Origin of the sequence: Streptococcus mitis (assembly GCF_047462815.1) — a bacterium.
Lineage (GTDB): Bacteria > Bacillota > Bacilli > Lactobacillales > Streptococcaceae > Streptococcus > Streptococcus mitis_DO.
The window spans coordinates 37,851-55,078 of sequence record NZ_JASHFB010000003.1; the positions used below are offsets into that span (position 1 = coordinate 37,851).

The following is a 17,228-nucleotide window of genomic DNA, read 5'->3' on the forward strand; positions in this document are numbered from 1 at the left end:
TTATAAGGTTTTTTCTTGTTCTCTCACAACCAGCAAATCGACCTTAGCATGGCGGAGGATGTATTCAGATGAAGAGCCGACCAAGAGGCGTTCAAAGGCGTTGAGACCAGTTGCGCCAACTAGGATGAGGTCAATTTCTTCTGCATCTGGAATAGTACGTGCCAGTAGGGTCTTTGGATTGCCCATTTCAATGACGATATGAACATCTGCCACCCCAGCATCTTTAGCACGTTTTTCGTACTCTTTCATCAGACTTTCAGCGTCGACTTGGAGTTCTTCGTAAACTTCAGCATCAAAGGTGGATACGCTTTGGAGTGCGCGTGTGTCAATGACATGTGCGATGGTGAGTTTAGCGTCGTTTCGTAGAGCAGAATGAACTCCCTTGACAAAAGCCAAGTCCGCTTCCTTAGAACCATCGATTGCGACCATGATATTTTGGTAACGTTGTGCCATAATGAAACCTCCTGAAATTTTCTTACTATAATTGTAAACCTTTTCACTATAGAAGTAAAGCAAAAAAAGTATTTTTTAAAAGAATGTTAGCGCTTAAAATCTATATAAATATATGATAAAATAAAAGAAAGGATAGCAGGGAAGAAGTGAAGGGAGGGAGAATGATGAAAAACTCTTTTCAAGAAACAAAAAAATCAAATTTCCTTTATTATGGCATCATCCTAGTTTCAATCTTAGTAGAAGTTATCATGATCTGGCAATTAGAGAGTCTGGTACCGTTTCTTTATCCAGGTTTTATCGGATTTTTAGTCTTTCATGTACTCTACCATCTAATCTTATTCCTAGTTGCAAAACGAAGTGGGCGTTGGGATTACTTGATGATATGGGGACTTTTCCTCATGTTCAATCTTCTTTATGACTCCTTTTTAGGCTTGCTTTTTCTAGGTTTATCTTTTGGTATGTGATGTGACTTTCGCAAAATACCTGCTATCTCCCCTGTCTTGGCCTCGCTTTTAGCGAGGTTTTTTTTCTATCTTAGTCTAGTAAAACATTTCAGCAAACTTGTCGCATTTTCTTTCTAGTGGTATAATGTTACTATCCTGACGAATTGAGGAAACAAGATGAAAGAATATAACAAGTCTAGTAAGTTAGAGCATGTTGCTTATGATATCCGTGGTCCTGTTTTGGAAGAAGCCATGCGGATGCGAGCAAACGGAGAAAAGATTTTACGTCTGAATACAGGAAATCCAGCAGAATTTGGCTTTACAGCGCCAGACGAAGTCATTCATGACTTGATTATGAATGCGCGTGATAGTGAAGGTTACTCTGACTCCAAAGGGATTTTCTCAGCCCGTAAGGCCATCATGCAGTATTGCCAATTGAAGAAATTCCCAAATGTAGATATTGATGACATCTACCTTGGAAATGGTGTCAGTGAGCTGATTGTCATGTCCATGCAGGGGCTTTTGGACAACGGGGATGAGGTCTTGGTGCCAATGCCAGACTATCCTCTCTGGACAGCAGCTGTCAGCCTAGCTGGGGGAAATGCCGTTCACTATGTCTGTGATGAAGCAGCAGAATGGTACCCAGATATTGACGATATCAAGTCAAAAATCACTTCCAATACCAAGGCAATAGTCCTTATCAATCCAAACAACCCAACTGGAGCCCTTTATCCTAAGGAACTCTTATTGGAAATCATTGAAATTGCCCGTCAAAACGATTTGATTATCTTTGCGGATGAAATTTACGACCGCATGGTTATGGATGGACATGTGCATACGCCTGTGGCGAGCTTGGCACCTGATGTCTTCTGTGTCAGCATGAATGGTCTATCAAAATCCCACCGTATTGCTGGTTTCCGTGTGGGTTGGATGGTCTTGTCTGGACCTAAGACTCATGTCAAGGGCTATATAGAAGGGCTCAATATGCTATCCAATATGCGCCTTTGCTCTAACGTTTTGGCCCAACAAGTCGTACAAACTTCCTTGGGTGGCCACCAATCAGTCGATGAATTGCTTCTTCCTGGTGGACGAATTTACGAGCAAAGAAACTTCATCTACAATGCCATTCAAGATATCCCAGGTTTGTCTGCGGTTAAACCCAAGGCTGGACTCTATATCTTCCCTAAAATCGACCGCAATATGTACCGTATCGATGATGATGAACAGTTTGTCCTTGATTTCTTGAAGCAGGAAAAGGTTCTCTTGGTTCATGGTCGAGGCTTCAACTGGCAGGAACCAGACCACTTCCGTATCGTTTACCTTCCTCGTGTCGATGAACTAGCCCAAATCCAAGAAAAGATGACTCGTTTCTTGAAACAGTATCGTAGATAGGGCTTACATTCGAAAAAGCTGGAAACATTTGCCTAGAGCTATTGACAAAAGTGAAAGAATCAGATAGAATAGTAAAGTATGTTTAGTAACTGATCACTTTATAGCCGGCTAAACGAATACAAAATCTATGAGGAGGTATTCATCGTGAAACGTACTTATCAACCAAGTAAACTTCGTCGTGCGCGCAAACACGGATTCCGTAACCGTATGTCAACTAAAAACGGTCGTCGCGTATTGGCAGCTCGTCGTCGTAAAGGACGCAAAGTTTTGGCTGCATAATCCAAACGAACCATAGCAAAAATCAGTAGGAACTCGAGTCTACTGATTTTTATTTTTGTAAAAAAGTTCAAAAAGGCTTTATATTTTTGCTCAAATGGTGTATAATATTTCACATACTGTAAAAAATGGAGAATAATCATGAAGAAATCAAAAGTTATGCTTTTTGGAGCTATGGCTTTGACAGCAGGTCTAGCTCTAGCGGCATGCGGGTCATCCCAATCAAGCAATGCAGACAAGACATACTCTTATATCTTTGTCAGCAACCCTGATACCTTGGATTATATTACCTCTACACGAGACTCTACATCTAGTATCACAACCAACTTGATTGATGGTTTGTTGGAAAATGACCAGTATGGCAATCTCATCCCCTCTATGGCTGAGTCATGGACAGTATCAAAAGATGGGTTGACCTACACTTATAAAATCCGTCAGGGGGCTAAATGGTACACTTCTGAAGGAGAAGAGTATGCGGATGTAACCGCTCATGACTTTGTGACTGGTCTCAAGTATGCGGCTGATAAAAAAGCTGAAAACTTGTACTTGGTACAAGACTCTATCAAGGGTCTAGCAGACTATGTTGAAGGACAATCATCCGATTTTGGAACTGTTGGTGTTAAGGCAGTGGATGATTACACTCTACAATACACCCTCAACCAACCTGAGACTTATTGGAACTCTAAAACAACAGCAAGTATCCTTAATCCTGTAAATGAAGCCTTCTTGAAGTCTAAGGGAGATGACTTTGGAAGTGTGACACCATCAAGTATCTTGTCAAATGGTCCGTACTTGTTTAAATCTTTCTCATCAAAATCTTTGATTGAGTTTGATAAAAACCCTAATTACTGGGATAAGGACAATGTCAAAATTGAGAAAGTGAAACTCTCTTTCTTTGACGGTTCTGACCAAGACAGTATTGCTAGAGGTTTCTTGGATGGTAACTATACTGATGGCCGTATCTTCCCAACAAGTTCAGCCTTTGCTGAACTCAAGAAGGGCAATGAGGACAAGATTACCTACACACCACAAAACTCAGTTACTTTCTATTATCTTTTCAACGTTAATCGTCAAAGTTACAAGCAGACTATGAAACAGTCTGATAAGGAAAAGACAGATTCACGCGCAGCTATGCAGAATAAAGATTTCCGTCAGGCTATCAACTTTGCCTTTGACCGTCATGCTTATGCAGCACAGACAAATGGTGAAGATGGAGCAGACCGTATCTTACGTAACACAGTTACACCAAGTAACTTTGTCCAAGTTGGCGATAAGAACTTTGGTGACATTGTCAATGAGAAAATTGTCAACTACGGTAAAGATTGGGCAAATATCAACCTAAACGATGGTAAGCAAGCCTTCTTGAACCCTGACAAGGCCAAAGAGAAGTTTGCTAAGGCCAAAGAAAGTCTGCAAGCACAGGGAGTAACTTTCCCAATTCATTTGGATATGCCAGTTGACCAGACTGCTAAGTTGGATGTGCAACAGGCTGGATCGTTCAAACAAACAGTGGAAGAAACTCTTGGTAAGGATAATGTAGTCATTGATGTTATCCAACTTTCTCCAGACGAGAAGGATCAAGCTACATTCTTTGCAGATACAGCAGAACAAAAAGACTACGACATCGACATCTCAGGATGGGGTGGAGATTACTCAGATCCTAAGACTTACCTAGCTATCCTTGATCCAGAGACAGGTTCTCAGTTGAAAAACATGGGCTTATCTGAAGGAAAAGACAAGGAAGTCAAGGACAAGATTGGTCTTGCTGACTACAAGAAACTCTTGGATCAGGCAGATGCGGAAATCACAGATACTCAAGCTCGCTATGAAAAATATGCTGAAGCCCAAGCTTGGTTGACAGATAGCGCCCTCTTCCTACCGGTTCAAAGTGGCGGAGCTAACCCAATCTTCCGTAAGACTGTACCGTTTACAGGCCCATTCTCATTCGTTGGGAATAAAGGAAATGCTGACAACTACAAATATGTTGAATTGCAAAAAGAGGCAGTAACTGCTAAACAGTACCAAGAACTCTATGAAAAATGGCTGAAAGAAAAAGCTGAGTCAAATAAAAAAGCTCAGGAAGATTTAGCTAACCATATTCAATAATATTCCTAGTCATGCTTTTCAGTTAAGCATAGTGGCTGAATTCAGAAAAAGGCCTTACCAGACGCTTCTTGCTTCTGGTAGGGCCTTTTCTTTATTCTTTTAAGTGATATGAGTAGCTAGCGACAACGACGTCTTGGTGCCAACGAAGGGCGTATTTGAGTTTGAGGCTCATTTGATTGTGTAGAATATTTTGCCAAGGTTTATTAGGTATAAACTGGGGTACAAGGACAGTGACTGTATAGTTCTTTTTCTGGGCATCCTCAGAGATCCGTTTGACATACTTGACAGTAGGGGTGATGATGTCGCGGTAGCTGGTCTTGATATTTTTCAGAGTAATGGTTGGGAAGTAATCGACAAATTCTTGGAGAATTTCTTGGTCTTTTTCTGCTGTTTCCTTAGTAGAAATGTGCATGGCTAAGACTTCATTACCGATACTTTGAGCGTAGTTAATGGCTCCAACGCTGACGCGGGTGACATTCCCTACTAGGACGAGAACTAGATTTCCATCGTAGGTACGTTTTTCGATGCCTTCATAGAGTCGCAGTTGTTGGGCTACTTTTTGGTAATGACTGTGAATCGCCAAGAAGAGTAGGGTGAGTACGAGAATAATTGGGAAGAAAGGCCAGATATCACTGAGACGGAAAAAGAGCAGGATCAACACGATAGCGTAGCAAATGATTGCCCCAAGGATATTAGCAAGAGCAGGTTTTAAGAAGTTGGTCCCTTTTTCCTTTTTCCAATGACGAATCATCCCAGTCTGAGATAGGGCGAAGGGAACGAAGACCCCGATAGTATAAAGAGGAATCAAGCGTTCGGTGTTGCCATTAAAAATGAGAAGAAGAATCATAGCCCCAAAAGCCAGAGTTAAAATTCCATTGGAGTAGCCTAGCCGGTCTCCTTTTTCCATAAAGAGATGGGGCATGTACTTGTTTTTAGCCATATTGTAAGCCAGCATAGGGAAGGCCGAAAAGCCAGTATTTGCAGCTACGGCCAAAATCAAGGCTGTGGAGAATTGGAAGATATAATAGCCAAGGTGACCCAAGAAGGAATTACCAAGGATGCCTTGAGCCATCTGTGAAAGAATAGTTTCTCCGTGTTGAGGCATAATACCCATCCAGTAGTTTAGGAAGGTAATGCCTGCAAAAAGAAAACCTAAAATCAAGGCCATGATGGTCAAGGTCTGAGCAGCATTCTTTTCTTTCGGAGCCTTGAAAAAGGGAACGGCATTTGAAATAGCTTCAACCCCAGTTAGAGAGGCAGATCCGCTGGTAAAGGCTCTTAGAATGAGAACGATAGACAGGCTCGGAATAGCATGTCCAATAGGTGAAGTTGCCTGATAGCTGAGAGACCCTGTCATTAGTTGAAAGATTCCGTAGAGCAAGAGAAAGACAGTACTGATGATAAAGAGATAGACAGGAATCATCAGTGAACTGGCAGATTCTTTTAAGCCTCGTAAATTCAAGAGCATGAGCAAGCAAACCAGAAAAATGGAGATGTGAAGGTTGTAAGGGTGGAGGGCAGGGAGGGCTGCTGTGATAGCGTCAGCTCCAGATGATACCGATACCGCCACAGTCAGCATGTAGTCAACCAGCAGACTACCTCCAGCAATCAAGCCTAGCTCGGGAGATAGATTTTCTCGAGTAACCATATAGGCCCCTCCTCCTTGAGGATAGGCATGGATGATTTGACGGTAGGAGACGGTCAGGCTAGCTAGGAGCAGGAGGACAAAAAGGCCGATAGGAAGGCTCCACCATATCGCAAGAGGAGAGAGGCTAGCCAAGACGAGGACTACTTGCTCAGGCCCATAGGCAATGGAAGATAGAGCGTCGCTTGACAACATGGCCAAGGCCTGCATTTTTCCCAGCAGACCTCCTTCGCCTTCTGTTAAGGACTTAAGAGGACGACCAATAAAAGTCTGTTTTAATTTTGTAAACATGGTATTTTCCTTTTCTGAAAATTTCAATAAGTGCTATTATACTGCTTTGGAAAAATAGCGTCAAGAGACGACGATGGATTTTAGAATATTTTTTACAGATGAGGAGAGAGGTCAGTTTTTTGGTATAATAGTAGATAGAAAACGAGGTTAGAAGAGATGATTTTTGATACGCATACTTAGAGCGTCTGGAGTGCAGTTTAAGGCCTCATGACATTATTGAGGCACAAATTAACCATAAAACTAACCAAAGGAAAGTTAAAGTAGCATACAAAAAGAGGAATTCATTGAGACTTCCTCTTTTAATCTATGTTTTTGACAATTTCATTGAACAAAGAAATAATTTTTAATTTTTTTGTGTGTGATAAATCTGAGATGTTATCAATCAACGTAGTCATAGGGACGGAATTATTTGAAAGCGGGAAATTAAAGAAGTCTTCTACGGTCATTCCTAAAGCTGTAAGAACCTTTTCAAGTGTGTGTATTTTAAAATCATATTTCATATTCTCGATGTTTTGTATTGCTTTAACACCTAGCCCGGCTTGATTGGATAATTGTTCTTGGCTGAGATTTTGTTCTTTTCTACATTCTCTTATACGCTCTGCTATGTATTTTTGTAATTGATTAGCTTCCATCCGTAATTTCCTCTTTTGTACTATTCTACTATCCTTCATATGATTTTTTAAGTACAATTAACTGTCTAAAAAAAAGATATAGGATAGCGAACTGTACATTTTTGTGTTAAAATAGATAAAAAACAATACAATAGGAGTATGGTCTGATGTTAGTATATTCTGCTGCAACTGCAAAAGCGTATAGTGTTTACCATAAAACTAAGGTTATGAGCACCAGTCAAAAAGAACAATTATATAGAGCTTTTAAAAAGTATGCTATAGAGGAATTTAAAAGAACCGAAAAGTTAATGAGTTATAACTATGATGGAAGAACTAAATTTTTCTCTAGAAATGTATTTAATGCTAGTTTTTATAGTTTTTATCAATCTAGATATTTCAGAGATACGCCTTTATATGATAAATTACCTACTTGGCTTTATTTTAATACTGGAAAAGATGTAGAAACAATATGTAAAAGAACTATAACATTAATAAAAGCTGCTGGCTATAAAGCAGAATATAATTATAAAAATGGTATTACAATGTGGAAAGTTAAAAAGTAGGAAGGAAGTAAATAATATGAGTTTTGGCTTGTTGAATGTTTTCTTACAAACAAATAATGACGAACGTGTAGAAGTTTTATTTCGTTATTATAATGGTGTAAGTGGAGGACGAATTTCAGCTGAATGCTATGGGAGTGTAGATGATGGTGGTCGAGTATCAGCAATTCTTCAGGGCTATTCAGTAGCAAACACAGATATTAAATATAATCCAGTAAAAAAAGATGACTTACATAAGTTCATATCAGAATTTCCTAAAGGAACATTTGATCAAAATATTACATTTATTGATTGGATGATAGCTAAAGAAAATAAAAATGAACGTTATCTAAAGATTTGTAATAAGTATGGAAGAGGTATTGTAAAATGGTACCTACTAAATAATATAATTCAAGAATTTGAATTTAAGAATTTTGAATTATTTACAGATTTTAAGGGGAGAGTATGTTCGATTACGGTTTGTGAATCTAAATTTATTATCTCGTACATTCATAATTTTGGAAAAGAGGACGCTGAATTGTCTCAAACTCAAAAATTTTTATTCGAAAATATCCAAAATATAACTATAGATTATAATGAGAATAGACACCCAACTATCTATATTCGTTTAAAAAATTATCAATTTACTTATTATGGTGAAAATGGAGTGATTTCTTTATTTTTCCCTCAGATTAAAGAGAGTATTTCAGGTGCATCTGTTTATAAAAAAATTACTAAACCATTCTCGGACTGGGAGTTAGTGTCGAGGTAAATTATGAGTAGTCTAGATGAAAGAGATCTTCGGTTTCCAAAGCAATTTGGAGATTTTTCAGAGTCTTTAGTTATGTATATTTTAGGATTAAATAATTGGTCTGTTGCTCTTATTGATCATGTTGGTGCAGATGTTATAGCAGTTAGAAGAAGTGATGAGAACAAAAAACTGGCAATTTCAGTAAAAGGCAGAAATTTCCCTGCGAAAGAAAGTAAATCATTTGAGTTTGATAAAAACAACATAGATAAATTGAGAGATACAGCTAACATGCTAGGAATGATTCCCGCAGTCTCATTTGTATTTGTTGATAGTCAAGAGGAAAAAAGAAAAATCAGAATAATCATGGCTGAGTTAAGTACGTTAGAATGTTTAGCAGAGAATCCAGAAACATACTTTGTTAATTATAATAGTAAACATGGAATACAAATTAAATTTACACAGTCACAAAGAACAAATCATTTAAAAATTATTAAACAAACACCTGATGTTTTTTATTCTGAATTAGTGTTCGATAGTGAGAATGTTTTTCAGTGATTGAATTTAATATATTTATGTGTAAGTTAACCAGTCAGTGGTGTATGAAAGTCCATAAATTGGTGAATGATTATGAAATTTTTATTATATAAATAGCGAGTGAAATGCATAGCAGTTATACGATTTTGTATAACTGCTATTTTTTTATACATCTGACTGTTTCTATCTAAAAAGACTACTAAGTTTTTTCCACTGACGATAGCGTAAGGAGACAAACTATGTATGGTTGGTAAATCCCAAAGGAGGTACCAACCATATGGTAGATTTAACAAAAGTAGAACAACGTAGAGAAAAAGCGATTCAAAGAGCTGTACTTACTGACGACTGGAAAAAGGTAGATAACTTATTAAACCAGTCTTATGAGAATTTATGTAGAAAAGATAGATCGTACGGTCTGTGTAGTTTAGACAGTAGTTCAATTGCTAAAGGTTCTTTATTAGATGCGATAGCAAATGATAGTGATGCATTATCTCTCTTAATTAAAAAAGAAGAAATTGCTATTATAAAGGATGCTATTGAGAGATTGTTGAGTGATAGAGACAAAAAAATCTTGTTTGGAGTTGTTTTTGAGAATAAATCATTCTCGCATCTTGCCAAGGAGGTTAGATTAAGCGACAAAACTGTAAAAAGACACTATGAGCGTATTATAGAGATTCTACGAAAAGAATTAAAAAATTTATAATCTCCTCCGAATTCTGTTTAAATTTCTCCTAATAGATAAGGAGGTGTAATTTTAAACGTTGTTATCTGTAATCGTCACAGTGTTTATTTGCTTAAAAGTAGACGATTTACTTTTAAGTTTAGAAAGTAGGTTTTAAATTATGTCACTTAAGAATTTATCACATTTTACAGAGTTTAATGCTTCGTTATTCCTTGCTCAAAAAGAGTTACGCTTTATTTCTGCTACAAGGTGGATAGAAAGAAGTGAGACTAGTTCAGAAACGGAAAAGGGCGTAAAAGTCGGCGTGCTTATCTTTTCTGATGAAAGTGACTATCCAAACGAAAAAAATAATATTGGGGAGCAAATCACTGTAAAAGTTCCATTTGCATCTATGAAGGATTATGATACGTTTCAACCAATGCTGACATCTGTAGAAATTGTAGACATTGAGAAAGCAATTGTATACGGAGAATATCGTAACCAGCTTAGTTTGACTGCAAAAGTCATTGAAGTTGTCGCACTTTAAAGGAGGGAAATATGCCGTCGATTATTGAAGAAATACCTATGAAGGTTTTTGAAGGTATTAAAGAGGCTTATCATCTGTGTAGAATAAGACTTCAAGAGTATCAGAGGAAAGTCCAGATAGAAGAAAATCAAAAAAACTGGAATAGATTTCTAGCTTCTACGCAAAATGTATTGGTAGAATTAGTGAAAGAAAATATTCAGGAAAATCAGTTTGTATATTCGCTATCTCCGATTTATGAGGAGCAGGAAGTTGATCAAGCTGATGGGAGTAAGTCAATTCAGAGAGTGCATGTAGCAGATGAAAGAGTTCCTTTATGTGCAATTGATAACCATGGGATTCGAGAATTTGGAGCTAGGTGTGTGGTTTTTCGGTTTCAAATTTTTGGAGAGATAGATTTAGACGTTTTATTAAGAATAAAAGATACTTGGATCTTTTATTTGCACAAATATGCTCTTCATGGTCTCGCTGATCTATATGTAAAGGATGGGTTGCGCTATCTAGTATTCATCATATGTAATGAATCAGATAGACGAACGATTAAAGGGGCGTTGTTCAAATTGAAACATCCGTGGTCTTAGATGGTTAAATTCTTTATGCTGTGAAAGTTGTTGATAATAGGCTAAGATAGATTAGACTGGTTGGGGCGGTGCGGTCGAACTTTGTTCGCCGTGCCGACACAATCAGTTTTATAATCTTAGGGTCCCTATTGTCAATAAATCATGGAATAAATCTGAATTTAATCATCGATAGTGCGACGCCTTAACTTGATAAGCGTCAAACAAAAGCACAAAAGAATATTTATATAGGTAAAAATATGAAGCGAATAGAACATGGTAAGATAGTAAAAAGTTACGTGTATGGTAATACGATCGAAATGACAACCGCTAACGGTCAACAAGAACAAACTATCAAAGTGATAGAAGGTAAGCGTTATGTAAATCTTGATACTGGAGAAATTCATGATATGGATACTTCAAACAATAGTAGGTTAGATAATCTTAAGTCAACAAAGCAAACTATGAAAAAGTTACGGAGATTAATAGCCCATAATTTTACTGGCGGAAAAAATCAGCTCTGGATTACGTTGACTTATCGTGACCATATTACCGAAACAGCAATAGTTTACATGGATTTCAAAGCGTTCATTCGACGCATTCGTAATCAGTTTGGAAATGTTGATTATATTACGGTCATTGAACCACAAGCTAGTGGAAGGTGGCATTTACACGTGTTATTAAAGAATGATTCCGAACTAACAATTCCTAACAATGACCTTGCTAAGATGTGGGGGAAAGGTTTTACAAAGACCAAGCGACTAAAGAGGGCTGATAAAGTTGGGAATTATTTGATTGCTTATTTATCTAATTTGCAGATAGGTGATGAGGGTTCACAAACTAAAGCAATTATAAAAGGTGCGCGCCTATACATGTATCCCAAGGGTATCAGAATTTATCGAACTAGCAGAGGAATTGAAAAGCCTTTGGAAGTGACAATAACAAAGGGTGAACTTATGGAAACTTATAAAATTAACAGTCCTCCGACATTTTCACGTACCACAAAACATGAAACTCCTCATGGTGTAAAAGAATATACTACGGAGTTTTACGATAATATAAGAAGCCTGTCAGATACTTTTAGCGGAGCAACTGACAAGCTAAGTAGGTAATAAAAGAAAATGTCTTTTACCAACCCTATTATATCAAATAGGAGAATTTTATGGAAAATATATATAAAAGCAAGAGAGGAATTACGGAATTATTTGATGTTCCGTTAAAAACCTTAAACAATGATCTAACAGAAATGCGGAGAAATGAAAAATTCCAAGGATACATTTTGAAGCCTTCTCATAAGAGAGTATATATAAACGTTGAAGGTTATAAGGAATTTTTGCTGTATAAACAAAATAAATATGAGGAAGCTATGTAGTTATGTTATAATTAAGCTATGCTACATAGCTTTCCTTTGCTTCAAAAGTACAAGGAGAAGAAATGTTTTTTAAAGAATTGGATAATGGGAAATACCGTTATTATGAGAAATTCTATCATGAACGAGAGGAAAAGTGGAAACAAGTTTCTGTGACTCTAAAATCAAAATCTAGAGTTTCTCAAGCAGAAGCAAAACGTCGCTTAGCGCTAAAAATTGAAAAACTTCTAACAGCCCCTACAAAAGAGGAAGTTGAAAAGAAACAGCTAGGAGAAATAGTTTTTAGTCAGCTATTAGAAGAATGGAAAACGATTCGTTCCAGTGAGATAAAATCCTCTAGTTATAGAAGTGAGATGAAAAGTTTAGAACTTTTCATGGAAACAGTAGGAAATTTGAGAATATCAGATTATACTACACAGTTAGTTCAAACATATTTAATGAATTTGAATGTTCAAAATTCAACAAGAAAAAATCGGAAGATATATTTGAATGGTCTCTTTAATTATGCTGTAAAGGTCGGATATATTTCTGATTCTCCAGTTAAAGGGGTGGTAATTCCAAAGCAGAAAGCGGACTATGAGAAGTTGCAAAAAGCTAAGGATAATTTCATTAGTAAAGAGGAACTAGGACAGGTTTTATCGTATTGTGAAAGTCACAATAAAGATAAGCGTTATGCTTTGGCAATGGAATTTATCTTTTTAACTGGTCTTCGTTTCGCAGAATTTATAGGGGTTCGCTATCAAGATGTAAACTTCAAAGCGAATCTTTTAACAATTGATCATACTATAGATTATGTTGCTCATGGATATGATGAGAGAATCTTACAGACAACGAAAACAGTAGGTTCTGTAAGGACTATAGTAATAAGTGAACGTTGCTTGGAAATTATCGAGTACTTTCGTAGTAACTGTTTTGATGAGGAGTTCATCTTTGTGACTGAGCAGGGTAACATTATGAGACAACCTTTGTTATATAGATTTATCAAAAATATTTGTGAAGTAGTGTTAGGTGGGCACAGATCCTATAATATTCACATGCTTAGACATTCTCATATTAGTTTGTTGGCTGAACTAGGGATACCTATAAAGGCTATTATGGAGCGAGTTGGACATAGAGATGAATCTATCACTTTAAGGATCTATAGTCATGTAACAAAAAATATACAGGATGAATTGAGAGAGAAACTTAATCAAATTCATCTGTAGATGCTAACCATAGAACTAACCAAGTACTAACCAAAGTGAATAGAAACTAGAGGAAATATAGGGAAGTATAGAAGAGAGAAAGTCTTTTCTTTTGGTAGTTAAAGAACATTGAGGAAAGAGAAGGAAATATAGTTTGGATATTTTTGATACACATACACACTTGAATGTAGAAGAATTTGCGGGTCGTGAGGCAGAAGAAATTGCCTTGGCTGCTGAGATGGGTGTGACACAGATGAATATTGTTGGTTTTGATAAACCGACGATTGAGCGTGCTTTGGAGTTGGTGGATGAGTATGACCAGCTCTATGCGACTATCGGTTGGCATCCGACAGAAGCAGGGACTTACACAGAGGAGATTGAAGCCTACTTGCTTGACAAGCTCAAGCATCCAAAGATAGTTGCCTTAGGTGAGATTGGATTGGACTACCATTGGATGACAGCACCTAAGGAAGTGCAGGAGCAGGTTTTTCGTCGTCAGATTCAGTTGTCTAAGGATTTGAATTTGCCTTTTGTGGTCCATACCCGTGATGCGCTAGAAGATACTTATGAGATTATCAAGAGCGAGGGCGTTGGTCGTCGTGGTGGCATTATGCATTCTTTCTCAGGGTCTCTTGAATGGGCAGAGAAGTTTGTCGAACTTGGCATGACCATTTCCTTCTCAGGAGTGGTGACTTTTAAGAAAGCAACTGACATCCAAGAAGCAGCTAAAGAGTTACCTTTGGACAAGATTTTGGTGGAAACGGATGCGCCTTACTTAGCACCTGTACCCAAGCGTGGTCGTGAAAATAAAACAGCCTATACTCGCTATGTAGTGGACTTTATCGCTGACTTGCGTGGCATGACGGCAGAAGAGCTAGCGGCAGCAACGACTGCAAATGCAGAGCGTATTTTTAAAATAAAGTATTAAGACAAGGAGATGGAATGTTAAATATTATTAAAGAATATAATAAAGATTTTACTACGGAAATGATAAAAGAATCATTTTTTGTAATTGATAATAATTGTTTGCTATTTCCACTGAAAGACTATGTTCTAGGAGAGAAAATAGTAGATTCATTCGATAAAATAAAAAAAGATGTATATATCCCATATGTAACACAAATTGAATATCTAGAAAATGAATTGAATATAATTAATGCAAGGAATGAAAAAGTAGAAAAGGCGAGGGAGATAATTAAAAATATTGAAAACTCGAATAAGTTGTTAGAGACAAGTATTAAAAATATTGTAAATAATAATCTTTTCAGTGATATAAATAAGTATAAAAAAGTTGACGACATGAAAACTATGTATAATCAAATTTCAAAATTTAAAGAGGATTACTTTGAAAGAATCAATAAATATACAGAAGAGTTGAAGGTTATAAATAATAAACTAATAGATGAAAAAAATAAGCTATTAAAAAAAGTTGATTGGAAAATATCAACTACGAGTGTCGATGAAATAAAGAGAGTAATTGAGAAATTCCTAGATGAGGTAAAGCTAGGATCAGACTACACTGATAATACTTTAAGTAGATATATAGAGAGGATAGATGCACGTTATAAGTTAAAAATATCTCCGGGATATGAAGATATTGTTGAGAAATCTAAAGAGACAATTTTTTTAGGTGGGAAATCAGTACCTAGATTTTATTCAGATGCTATTTTTTGGTTAGATGCGCTAGATTATATTAAGTGTAATCCAAATGTAGTTAAAGATAAGAAATATTTGATTGTTATTTCAAATGAAGGTAAACCAGATTGGGTTTTAGAGGGGAATAAAACAAAAATAAATTTGGATATGTATTCTGAATGTTGTCGAGAAACAGGTTTGATTGTTAAAAAAATAGATATTTGGACACTTTTAAAAGCAACTGGAGTAGCGGATGGAAGTTCAATTGAAACTTCTCGAAAAAATTATGATAATGAGAAATATGATTTTAGTTTATATGGACAAAATTATGTTGGAATAACACAGCAAGCTAAAATGATGGGAATTGTTTTTGAAAAAATTATTTCAAAAATTGATGGCTCGGATATCAGTATCCCGTGTGTCTTACCATTTGAAGATTCACTTAAAGAGATTAATACTACATTTGATAGATATATCATTGTAACAGATAAACTTGGAAAAGAATTTATAGTAGGAACATCTTTGAATTTTACTCAAAAACTTAGATATATTTTTGATTTGTTGGATGGAAGAGTTGAGAAAAGCGCTGGGCAATTAAGATTTATAGATAGTGAAGTCCAGAGTGATTGGGAAAAGATATGTTCTCAAAGAAAAAAATAAAATTGTCCCAAGTCATCGTGGTCGAAGGTCGCGATGATACGGCCAATCTCAAACGTTACTTTGATGTAGAGACCTATGAAACACGAGGTTCCGCAATAAATGACCAGGATATAGAACGCATTCAGCGCCTGCATGAATTGCATGGAGTCATTGTCTTTACAGATCCAGATTTTAATGGGGAACGGATTCGACGCATGATTATGACGGCCATTCCAACAGTGCAGCATGCTTTTCTCAAGCGAGATGAGGCTGTTCCCAAATCTAAGTCCAAGGGACGTTCTCTGGGAATCGAACATGCTAGCTATGAGGACCTGAAAACAGCGCTGGTTCAGGTGACAGAGCAATTTGAAAACGAGAACGAGTTTGACATCAGTCGTGGTGATTTGATTCGCCTAGGTTTCCTAGCGGGAGCAGACAGTCGTAGGCGCAGAGAGTATCTAGGCGAACAGCTTCGCATCGGCTATTCCAACGGCAAGCAACTCCTCAAGCGGTTGGAGTTATTTGGGGTAACCTTGGCAGAAGTGGAAGAAGTGATGGCTAAGTATTCAGACTAACGGAGTCAGGAATGAAAAAAGTAATTATTACGGGTGGCAATAGTGGTATTGGCTACCAGTCTGCTAAACAGTTGGCTGAAAAGGGCTGGTCGGTAACTCTCTTTTGTAGACGGAAAGAAGCTGCCGAGCAAGCTTGTGAGGAAATTCGTCAGCAGACAGGAAATCCATATGTAGATTATATCTTGGTTGATCTATCTAATATGAAGAGTGTCAGGAAAGCGGTAGAGAAGTATATCCAAAAAGAAGAGACTTTAGATATTTTAATTAACAATGCAGCTGACTTTGATTTGTCAGTCAAAAAGCCCATCCTGACTAAGGATGGTTTAGAAAAGCAATTTGCGACCAATGTTGTCGCCCCTTTCTTGCTGTCTATCTTGTTGAAAGGTTTGTTGGAAAAGTCTGAGACTGGTCGGATTATTAATATTTCTTCCCAAGGGCTGATGCTTTATCCTTTCATGAAGCTTGATTTTGAAAATTTAGCTGGTCAAAAACATTATAGCCCTGCCAAGACCTATTATCAGAATAAACTGGCCTTGTTGATGCTGTCGCTTTATATGCGGAAATGGTGGAAAGGTATCAAAATTCAGGCAATCCGTGTGACCAATGTCAGAGTTGATATGCGCCGCTATGATCACCTCAGCGCTTTTATGAAAAATCTTTATAAAATTAAGTCAAAATTTTCGATTAGTCCTGAAGAAATGGCCAAAGTCTACACAGCCTTATCTACAGAAGATGACCATGACGGTTTTCTGTATGACGAGAAATGCAGGGAAGTAAAAGCAAATAGAACTGCTTACGAAGAAGAGGGGCAAGCAAAATTCTATTCCTTACTTGAACAACTGACATTTTCAAGAGACAATCTATAAAGAATTAGAAAAATAAATTTTACGCTTACTTCAATAGTGGAAAGAAATTTAGATATCAAAATCTGTTTGGAGAGTTCTGAAAAGTGATAACAATAACCAGATAACCCGAAAATATAAGGGGAATGTGTTACAATAGAAGTAACAGATAATAGAAAAG

The 17,228-nt window shown here is 37.0% G+C and carries 20 protein-coding genes; 17 read left to right on the forward strand and 3 right to left on the reverse strand.

Going from position 1 to position 17,228, the window contains the following annotated elements; genetic code table 11:
• Entirely contained in the window at positions 1 to 453 is a 453-nt protein-coding gene (locus QM865_RS02120; RefSeq protein ID WP_414305905.1) for a universal stress protein, read from the reverse strand.
• A gap of 161 nt (positions 454 to 614) precedes the next feature.
• Between QM865_RS02120 and QM865_RS02125 the strand changes: the two genes are divergently transcribed.
• The 4 genes from QM865_RS02125 (at position 615) to QM865_RS02140 (ending at position 4,670) form a co-directional block, all read left to right on the forward strand.
• On the forward strand, positions 615 to 917 hold the full coding sequence (locus QM865_RS02125; protein WP_414305906.1) for a hypothetical protein: 303 nt from the start codon (positions 615 to 617) through the stop codon (positions 915 to 917).
• 156 nt (positions 918 to 1,073) lie between these two features.
• Complete coding sequence (locus QM865_RS02130; RefSeq protein ID WP_000666476.1) at positions 1,074 to 2,288, forward strand: pyridoxal phosphate-dependent aminotransferase; 1,215 nt, start codon at positions 1,074 to 1,076, stop codon at positions 2,286 to 2,288.
• 144 nt (positions 2,289 to 2,432) lie between these two features.
• Positions 2,433 to 2,567, forward strand: a complete 135-nt coding sequence (gene rpmH / locus QM865_RS02135) for a 50S ribosomal protein L34 (RefSeq protein ID WP_000831905.1) — start codon at positions 2,433 to 2,435, stop codon at positions 2,565 to 2,567.
• A gap of 138 nt (positions 2,568 to 2,705) precedes the next feature.
• The gene (locus tag QM865_RS02140; RefSeq protein WP_414305907.1) at positions 2,706 to 4,670 is read left to right on the forward strand and encodes a peptide ABC transporter substrate-binding protein; all 1,965 of its coding nucleotides are present in this window, start codon (positions 2,706 to 2,708) and stop codon (positions 4,668 to 4,670) included.
• Between the two features lie 91 nt (positions 4,671 to 4,761).
• On the opposite strand, the gene QM865_RS02145 is transcribed toward QM865_RS02140, so the two are convergent.
• The gene (locus tag QM865_RS02145) at positions 4,762 to 6,606 is read right to left on the reverse strand and encodes an APC family permease (protein WP_414305908.1); all 1,845 of its coding nucleotides are present in this window, start codon (positions 6,604 to 6,606) and stop codon (positions 4,762 to 4,764) included.
• Positions 6,607 to 6,905: 299 nt separating this feature from the next.
• Entirely contained in the window at positions 6,906 to 7,238 is a 333-nt protein-coding gene (locus tag QM865_RS02150) for a helix-turn-helix domain-containing protein (RefSeq protein WP_414305909.1), read from the reverse strand.
• Positions 7,239 to 7,384: 146 nt separating this feature from the next.
• On the opposite strand from QM865_RS02150, the gene QM865_RS02155 reads away from it, so the two are divergent.
• From QM865_RS02155 to QM865_RS02215, 13 genes are all read left to right on the forward strand, one after another.
• Positions 7,385 to 7,780 (forward strand): hypothetical protein, encoded by a 396-nt coding sequence (locus tag QM865_RS02155; protein WP_020901975.1) that lies wholly within the window; start codon positions 7,385 to 7,387, stop codon positions 7,778 to 7,780.
• Positions 7,749 to 8,528: a hypothetical protein gene (locus QM865_RS02160; RefSeq protein WP_414305910.1), complete on the forward strand. Its 780-nt coding sequence runs from the start codon at positions 7,749 to 7,751 to the stop codon at positions 8,526 to 8,528. The genes QM865_RS02155 and QM865_RS02160 overlap by 32 nt, the downstream gene beginning before the upstream one ends.
• A gap of 3 nt (positions 8,529 to 8,531) precedes the next feature.
• The gene (locus tag QM865_RS02165) at positions 8,532 to 9,062 is read left to right on the forward strand and encodes a hypothetical protein (protein WP_414305911.1); all 531 of its coding nucleotides are present in this window, start codon (positions 8,532 to 8,534) and stop codon (positions 9,060 to 9,062) included.
• Positions 9,063 to 9,318: 256 nt separating this feature from the next.
• A complete protein-coding gene (locus tag QM865_RS02170; protein WP_414305912.1) occupies positions 9,319 to 9,744 on the forward strand; it encodes a sigma-70 family RNA polymerase sigma factor in 426 nt (141 codons plus the stop codon).
• Positions 9,745 to 9,883: 139 nt separating this feature from the next.
• A complete protein-coding gene (locus QM865_RS02175) occupies positions 9,884 to 10,249 on the forward strand; it encodes a hypothetical protein (RefSeq protein ID WP_414305913.1) in 366 nt (121 codons plus the stop codon).
• Between the two features lie 11 nt (positions 10,250 to 10,260).
• Entirely contained in the window at positions 10,261 to 10,827 is a 567-nt protein-coding gene (locus QM865_RS02180; RefSeq protein WP_414305914.1) for a hypothetical protein, read from the forward strand.
• Positions 10,828 to 11,063: 236 nt separating this feature from the next.
• Positions 11,064 to 11,915 (forward strand): rolling circle replication-associated protein, encoded by an 852-nt coding sequence (locus tag QM865_RS02185; protein ID WP_414305915.1) that lies wholly within the window; start codon positions 11,064 to 11,066, stop codon positions 11,913 to 11,915.
• A gap of 50 nt (positions 11,916 to 11,965) precedes the next feature.
• Positions 11,966 to 12,175 carry a DNA-binding protein gene (locus QM865_RS02190; RefSeq protein WP_070567732.1) on the forward strand — a complete coding sequence of 70 codons (210 nt, stop codon included), beginning with the start codon at positions 11,966 to 11,968 and terminating at the stop codon, positions 12,173 to 12,175.
• 62 nt (positions 12,176 to 12,237) lie between these two features.
• Complete coding sequence (locus QM865_RS02195; RefSeq protein WP_414305916.1) at positions 12,238 to 13,377, forward strand: tyrosine-type recombinase/integrase; 1,140 nt, start codon at positions 12,238 to 12,240, stop codon at positions 13,375 to 13,377.
• 139 nt (positions 13,378 to 13,516) lie between these two features.
• Positions 13,517 to 14,284 carry a TatD family hydrolase gene (locus tag QM865_RS02200; RefSeq protein ID WP_414305961.1) on the forward strand — a complete coding sequence of 256 codons (768 nt, stop codon included), beginning with the start codon at positions 13,517 to 13,519 and terminating at the stop codon, positions 14,282 to 14,284.
• Positions 14,285 to 14,298: 14 nt separating this feature from the next.
• The gene (locus QM865_RS02205; RefSeq protein WP_000932025.1) at positions 14,299 to 15,651 is read left to right on the forward strand and encodes a PIN-like domain-containing protein; all 1,353 of its coding nucleotides are present in this window, start codon (positions 14,299 to 14,301) and stop codon (positions 15,649 to 15,651) included.
• Complete coding sequence (rnmV, locus tag QM865_RS02210; RefSeq protein WP_000491759.1) at positions 15,630 to 16,205, forward strand: ribonuclease M5; 576 nt, start codon at positions 15,630 to 15,632, stop codon at positions 16,203 to 16,205. Before QM865_RS02205 ends, rnmV begins: the two co-directional genes overlap by 22 nt.
• An 11-nt stretch (positions 16,206 to 16,216) precedes the next feature.
• Positions 16,217 to 17,071 carry an SDR family NAD(P)-dependent oxidoreductase gene (locus QM865_RS02215; protein WP_414305917.1) on the forward strand — a complete coding sequence of 285 codons (855 nt, stop codon included), beginning with the start codon at positions 16,217 to 16,219 and terminating at the stop codon, positions 17,069 to 17,071.
• Positions 17,072 to 17,228 lie beyond the last annotated feature (157 nt).

What these genes read in the sequence shown, in the direction of transcription:
- QM865_RS02120 (WP_414305905.1), bottom strand. Translation starts at nt 453, where the DNA reads ATGGCACAACGTTACCAAAATATCATGGTCGCAATCGATGGTTCTAAG.
- QM865_RS02125 (WP_414305906.1), top strand. Translation starts at nt 615, where the DNA reads ATGATGAAAAACTCTTTTCAAGAAACAAAAAAATCAAATTTCCTTTAT.
- QM865_RS02130 (WP_000666476.1), top strand. Translation starts at nt 1,074, where the DNA reads ATGAAAGAATATAACAAGTCTAGTAAGTTAGAGCATGTTGCTTATGAT.
- QM865_RS02140 (WP_414305907.1), top strand. Translation starts at nt 2,706, where the DNA reads ATGAAGAAATCAAAAGTTATGCTTTTTGGAGCTATGGCTTTGACAGCA.
- QM865_RS02145 (WP_414305908.1), bottom strand. Translation starts at nt 6,606, where the DNA reads ATGTTTACAAAATTAAAACAGACTTTTATTGGTCGTCCTCTTAAGTCC.
- QM865_RS02150 (WP_414305909.1), bottom strand. Translation starts at nt 7,238, where the DNA reads ATGGAAGCTAATCAATTACAAAAATACATAGCAGAGCGTATAAGAGAA.
- QM865_RS02155 (WP_020901975.1), top strand. Translation starts at nt 7,385, where the DNA reads ATGTTAGTATATTCTGCTGCAACTGCAAAAGCGTATAGTGTTTACCAT.
- QM865_RS02160 (WP_414305910.1), top strand. Translation starts at nt 7,749, where the DNA reads ATGGTATTACAATGTGGAAAGTTAAAAAGTAGGAAGGAAGTAAATAAT.
- QM865_RS02165 (WP_414305911.1), top strand. Translation starts at nt 8,532, where the DNA reads ATGAGTAGTCTAGATGAAAGAGATCTTCGGTTTCCAAAGCAATTTGGA.
- QM865_RS02170 (WP_414305912.1), top strand. Translation starts at nt 9,319, where the DNA reads ATGGTAGATTTAACAAAAGTAGAACAACGTAGAGAAAAAGCGATTCAA.
- QM865_RS02175 (WP_414305913.1), top strand. Translation starts at nt 9,884, where the DNA reads ATGTCACTTAAGAATTTATCACATTTTACAGAGTTTAATGCTTCGTTA.
- QM865_RS02180 (WP_414305914.1), top strand. Translation starts at nt 10,261, where the DNA reads ATGCCGTCGATTATTGAAGAAATACCTATGAAGGTTTTTGAAGGTATT.
- QM865_RS02185 (WP_414305915.1), top strand. Translation starts at nt 11,064, where the DNA reads ATGAAGCGAATAGAACATGGTAAGATAGTAAAAAGTTACGTGTATGGT.
- QM865_RS02190 (WP_070567732.1), top strand. Translation starts at nt 11,966, where the DNA reads ATGGAAAATATATATAAAAGCAAGAGAGGAATTACGGAATTATTTGAT.
- QM865_RS02195 (WP_414305916.1), top strand. Translation starts at nt 12,238, where the DNA reads ATGTTTTTTAAAGAATTGGATAATGGGAAATACCGTTATTATGAGAAA.
- QM865_RS02205 (WP_000932025.1), top strand. Translation starts at nt 14,299, where the DNA reads ATGTTAAATATTATTAAAGAATATAATAAAGATTTTACTACGGAAATG.
- rnmV (WP_000491759.1), top strand. Translation starts at nt 15,630, where the DNA reads ATGTTCTCAAAGAAAAAAATAAAATTGTCCCAAGTCATCGTGGTCGAA.
- QM865_RS02215 (WP_414305917.1), top strand. Translation starts at nt 16,217, where the DNA reads ATGAAAAAAGTAATTATTACGGGTGGCAATAGTGGTATTGGCTACCAG.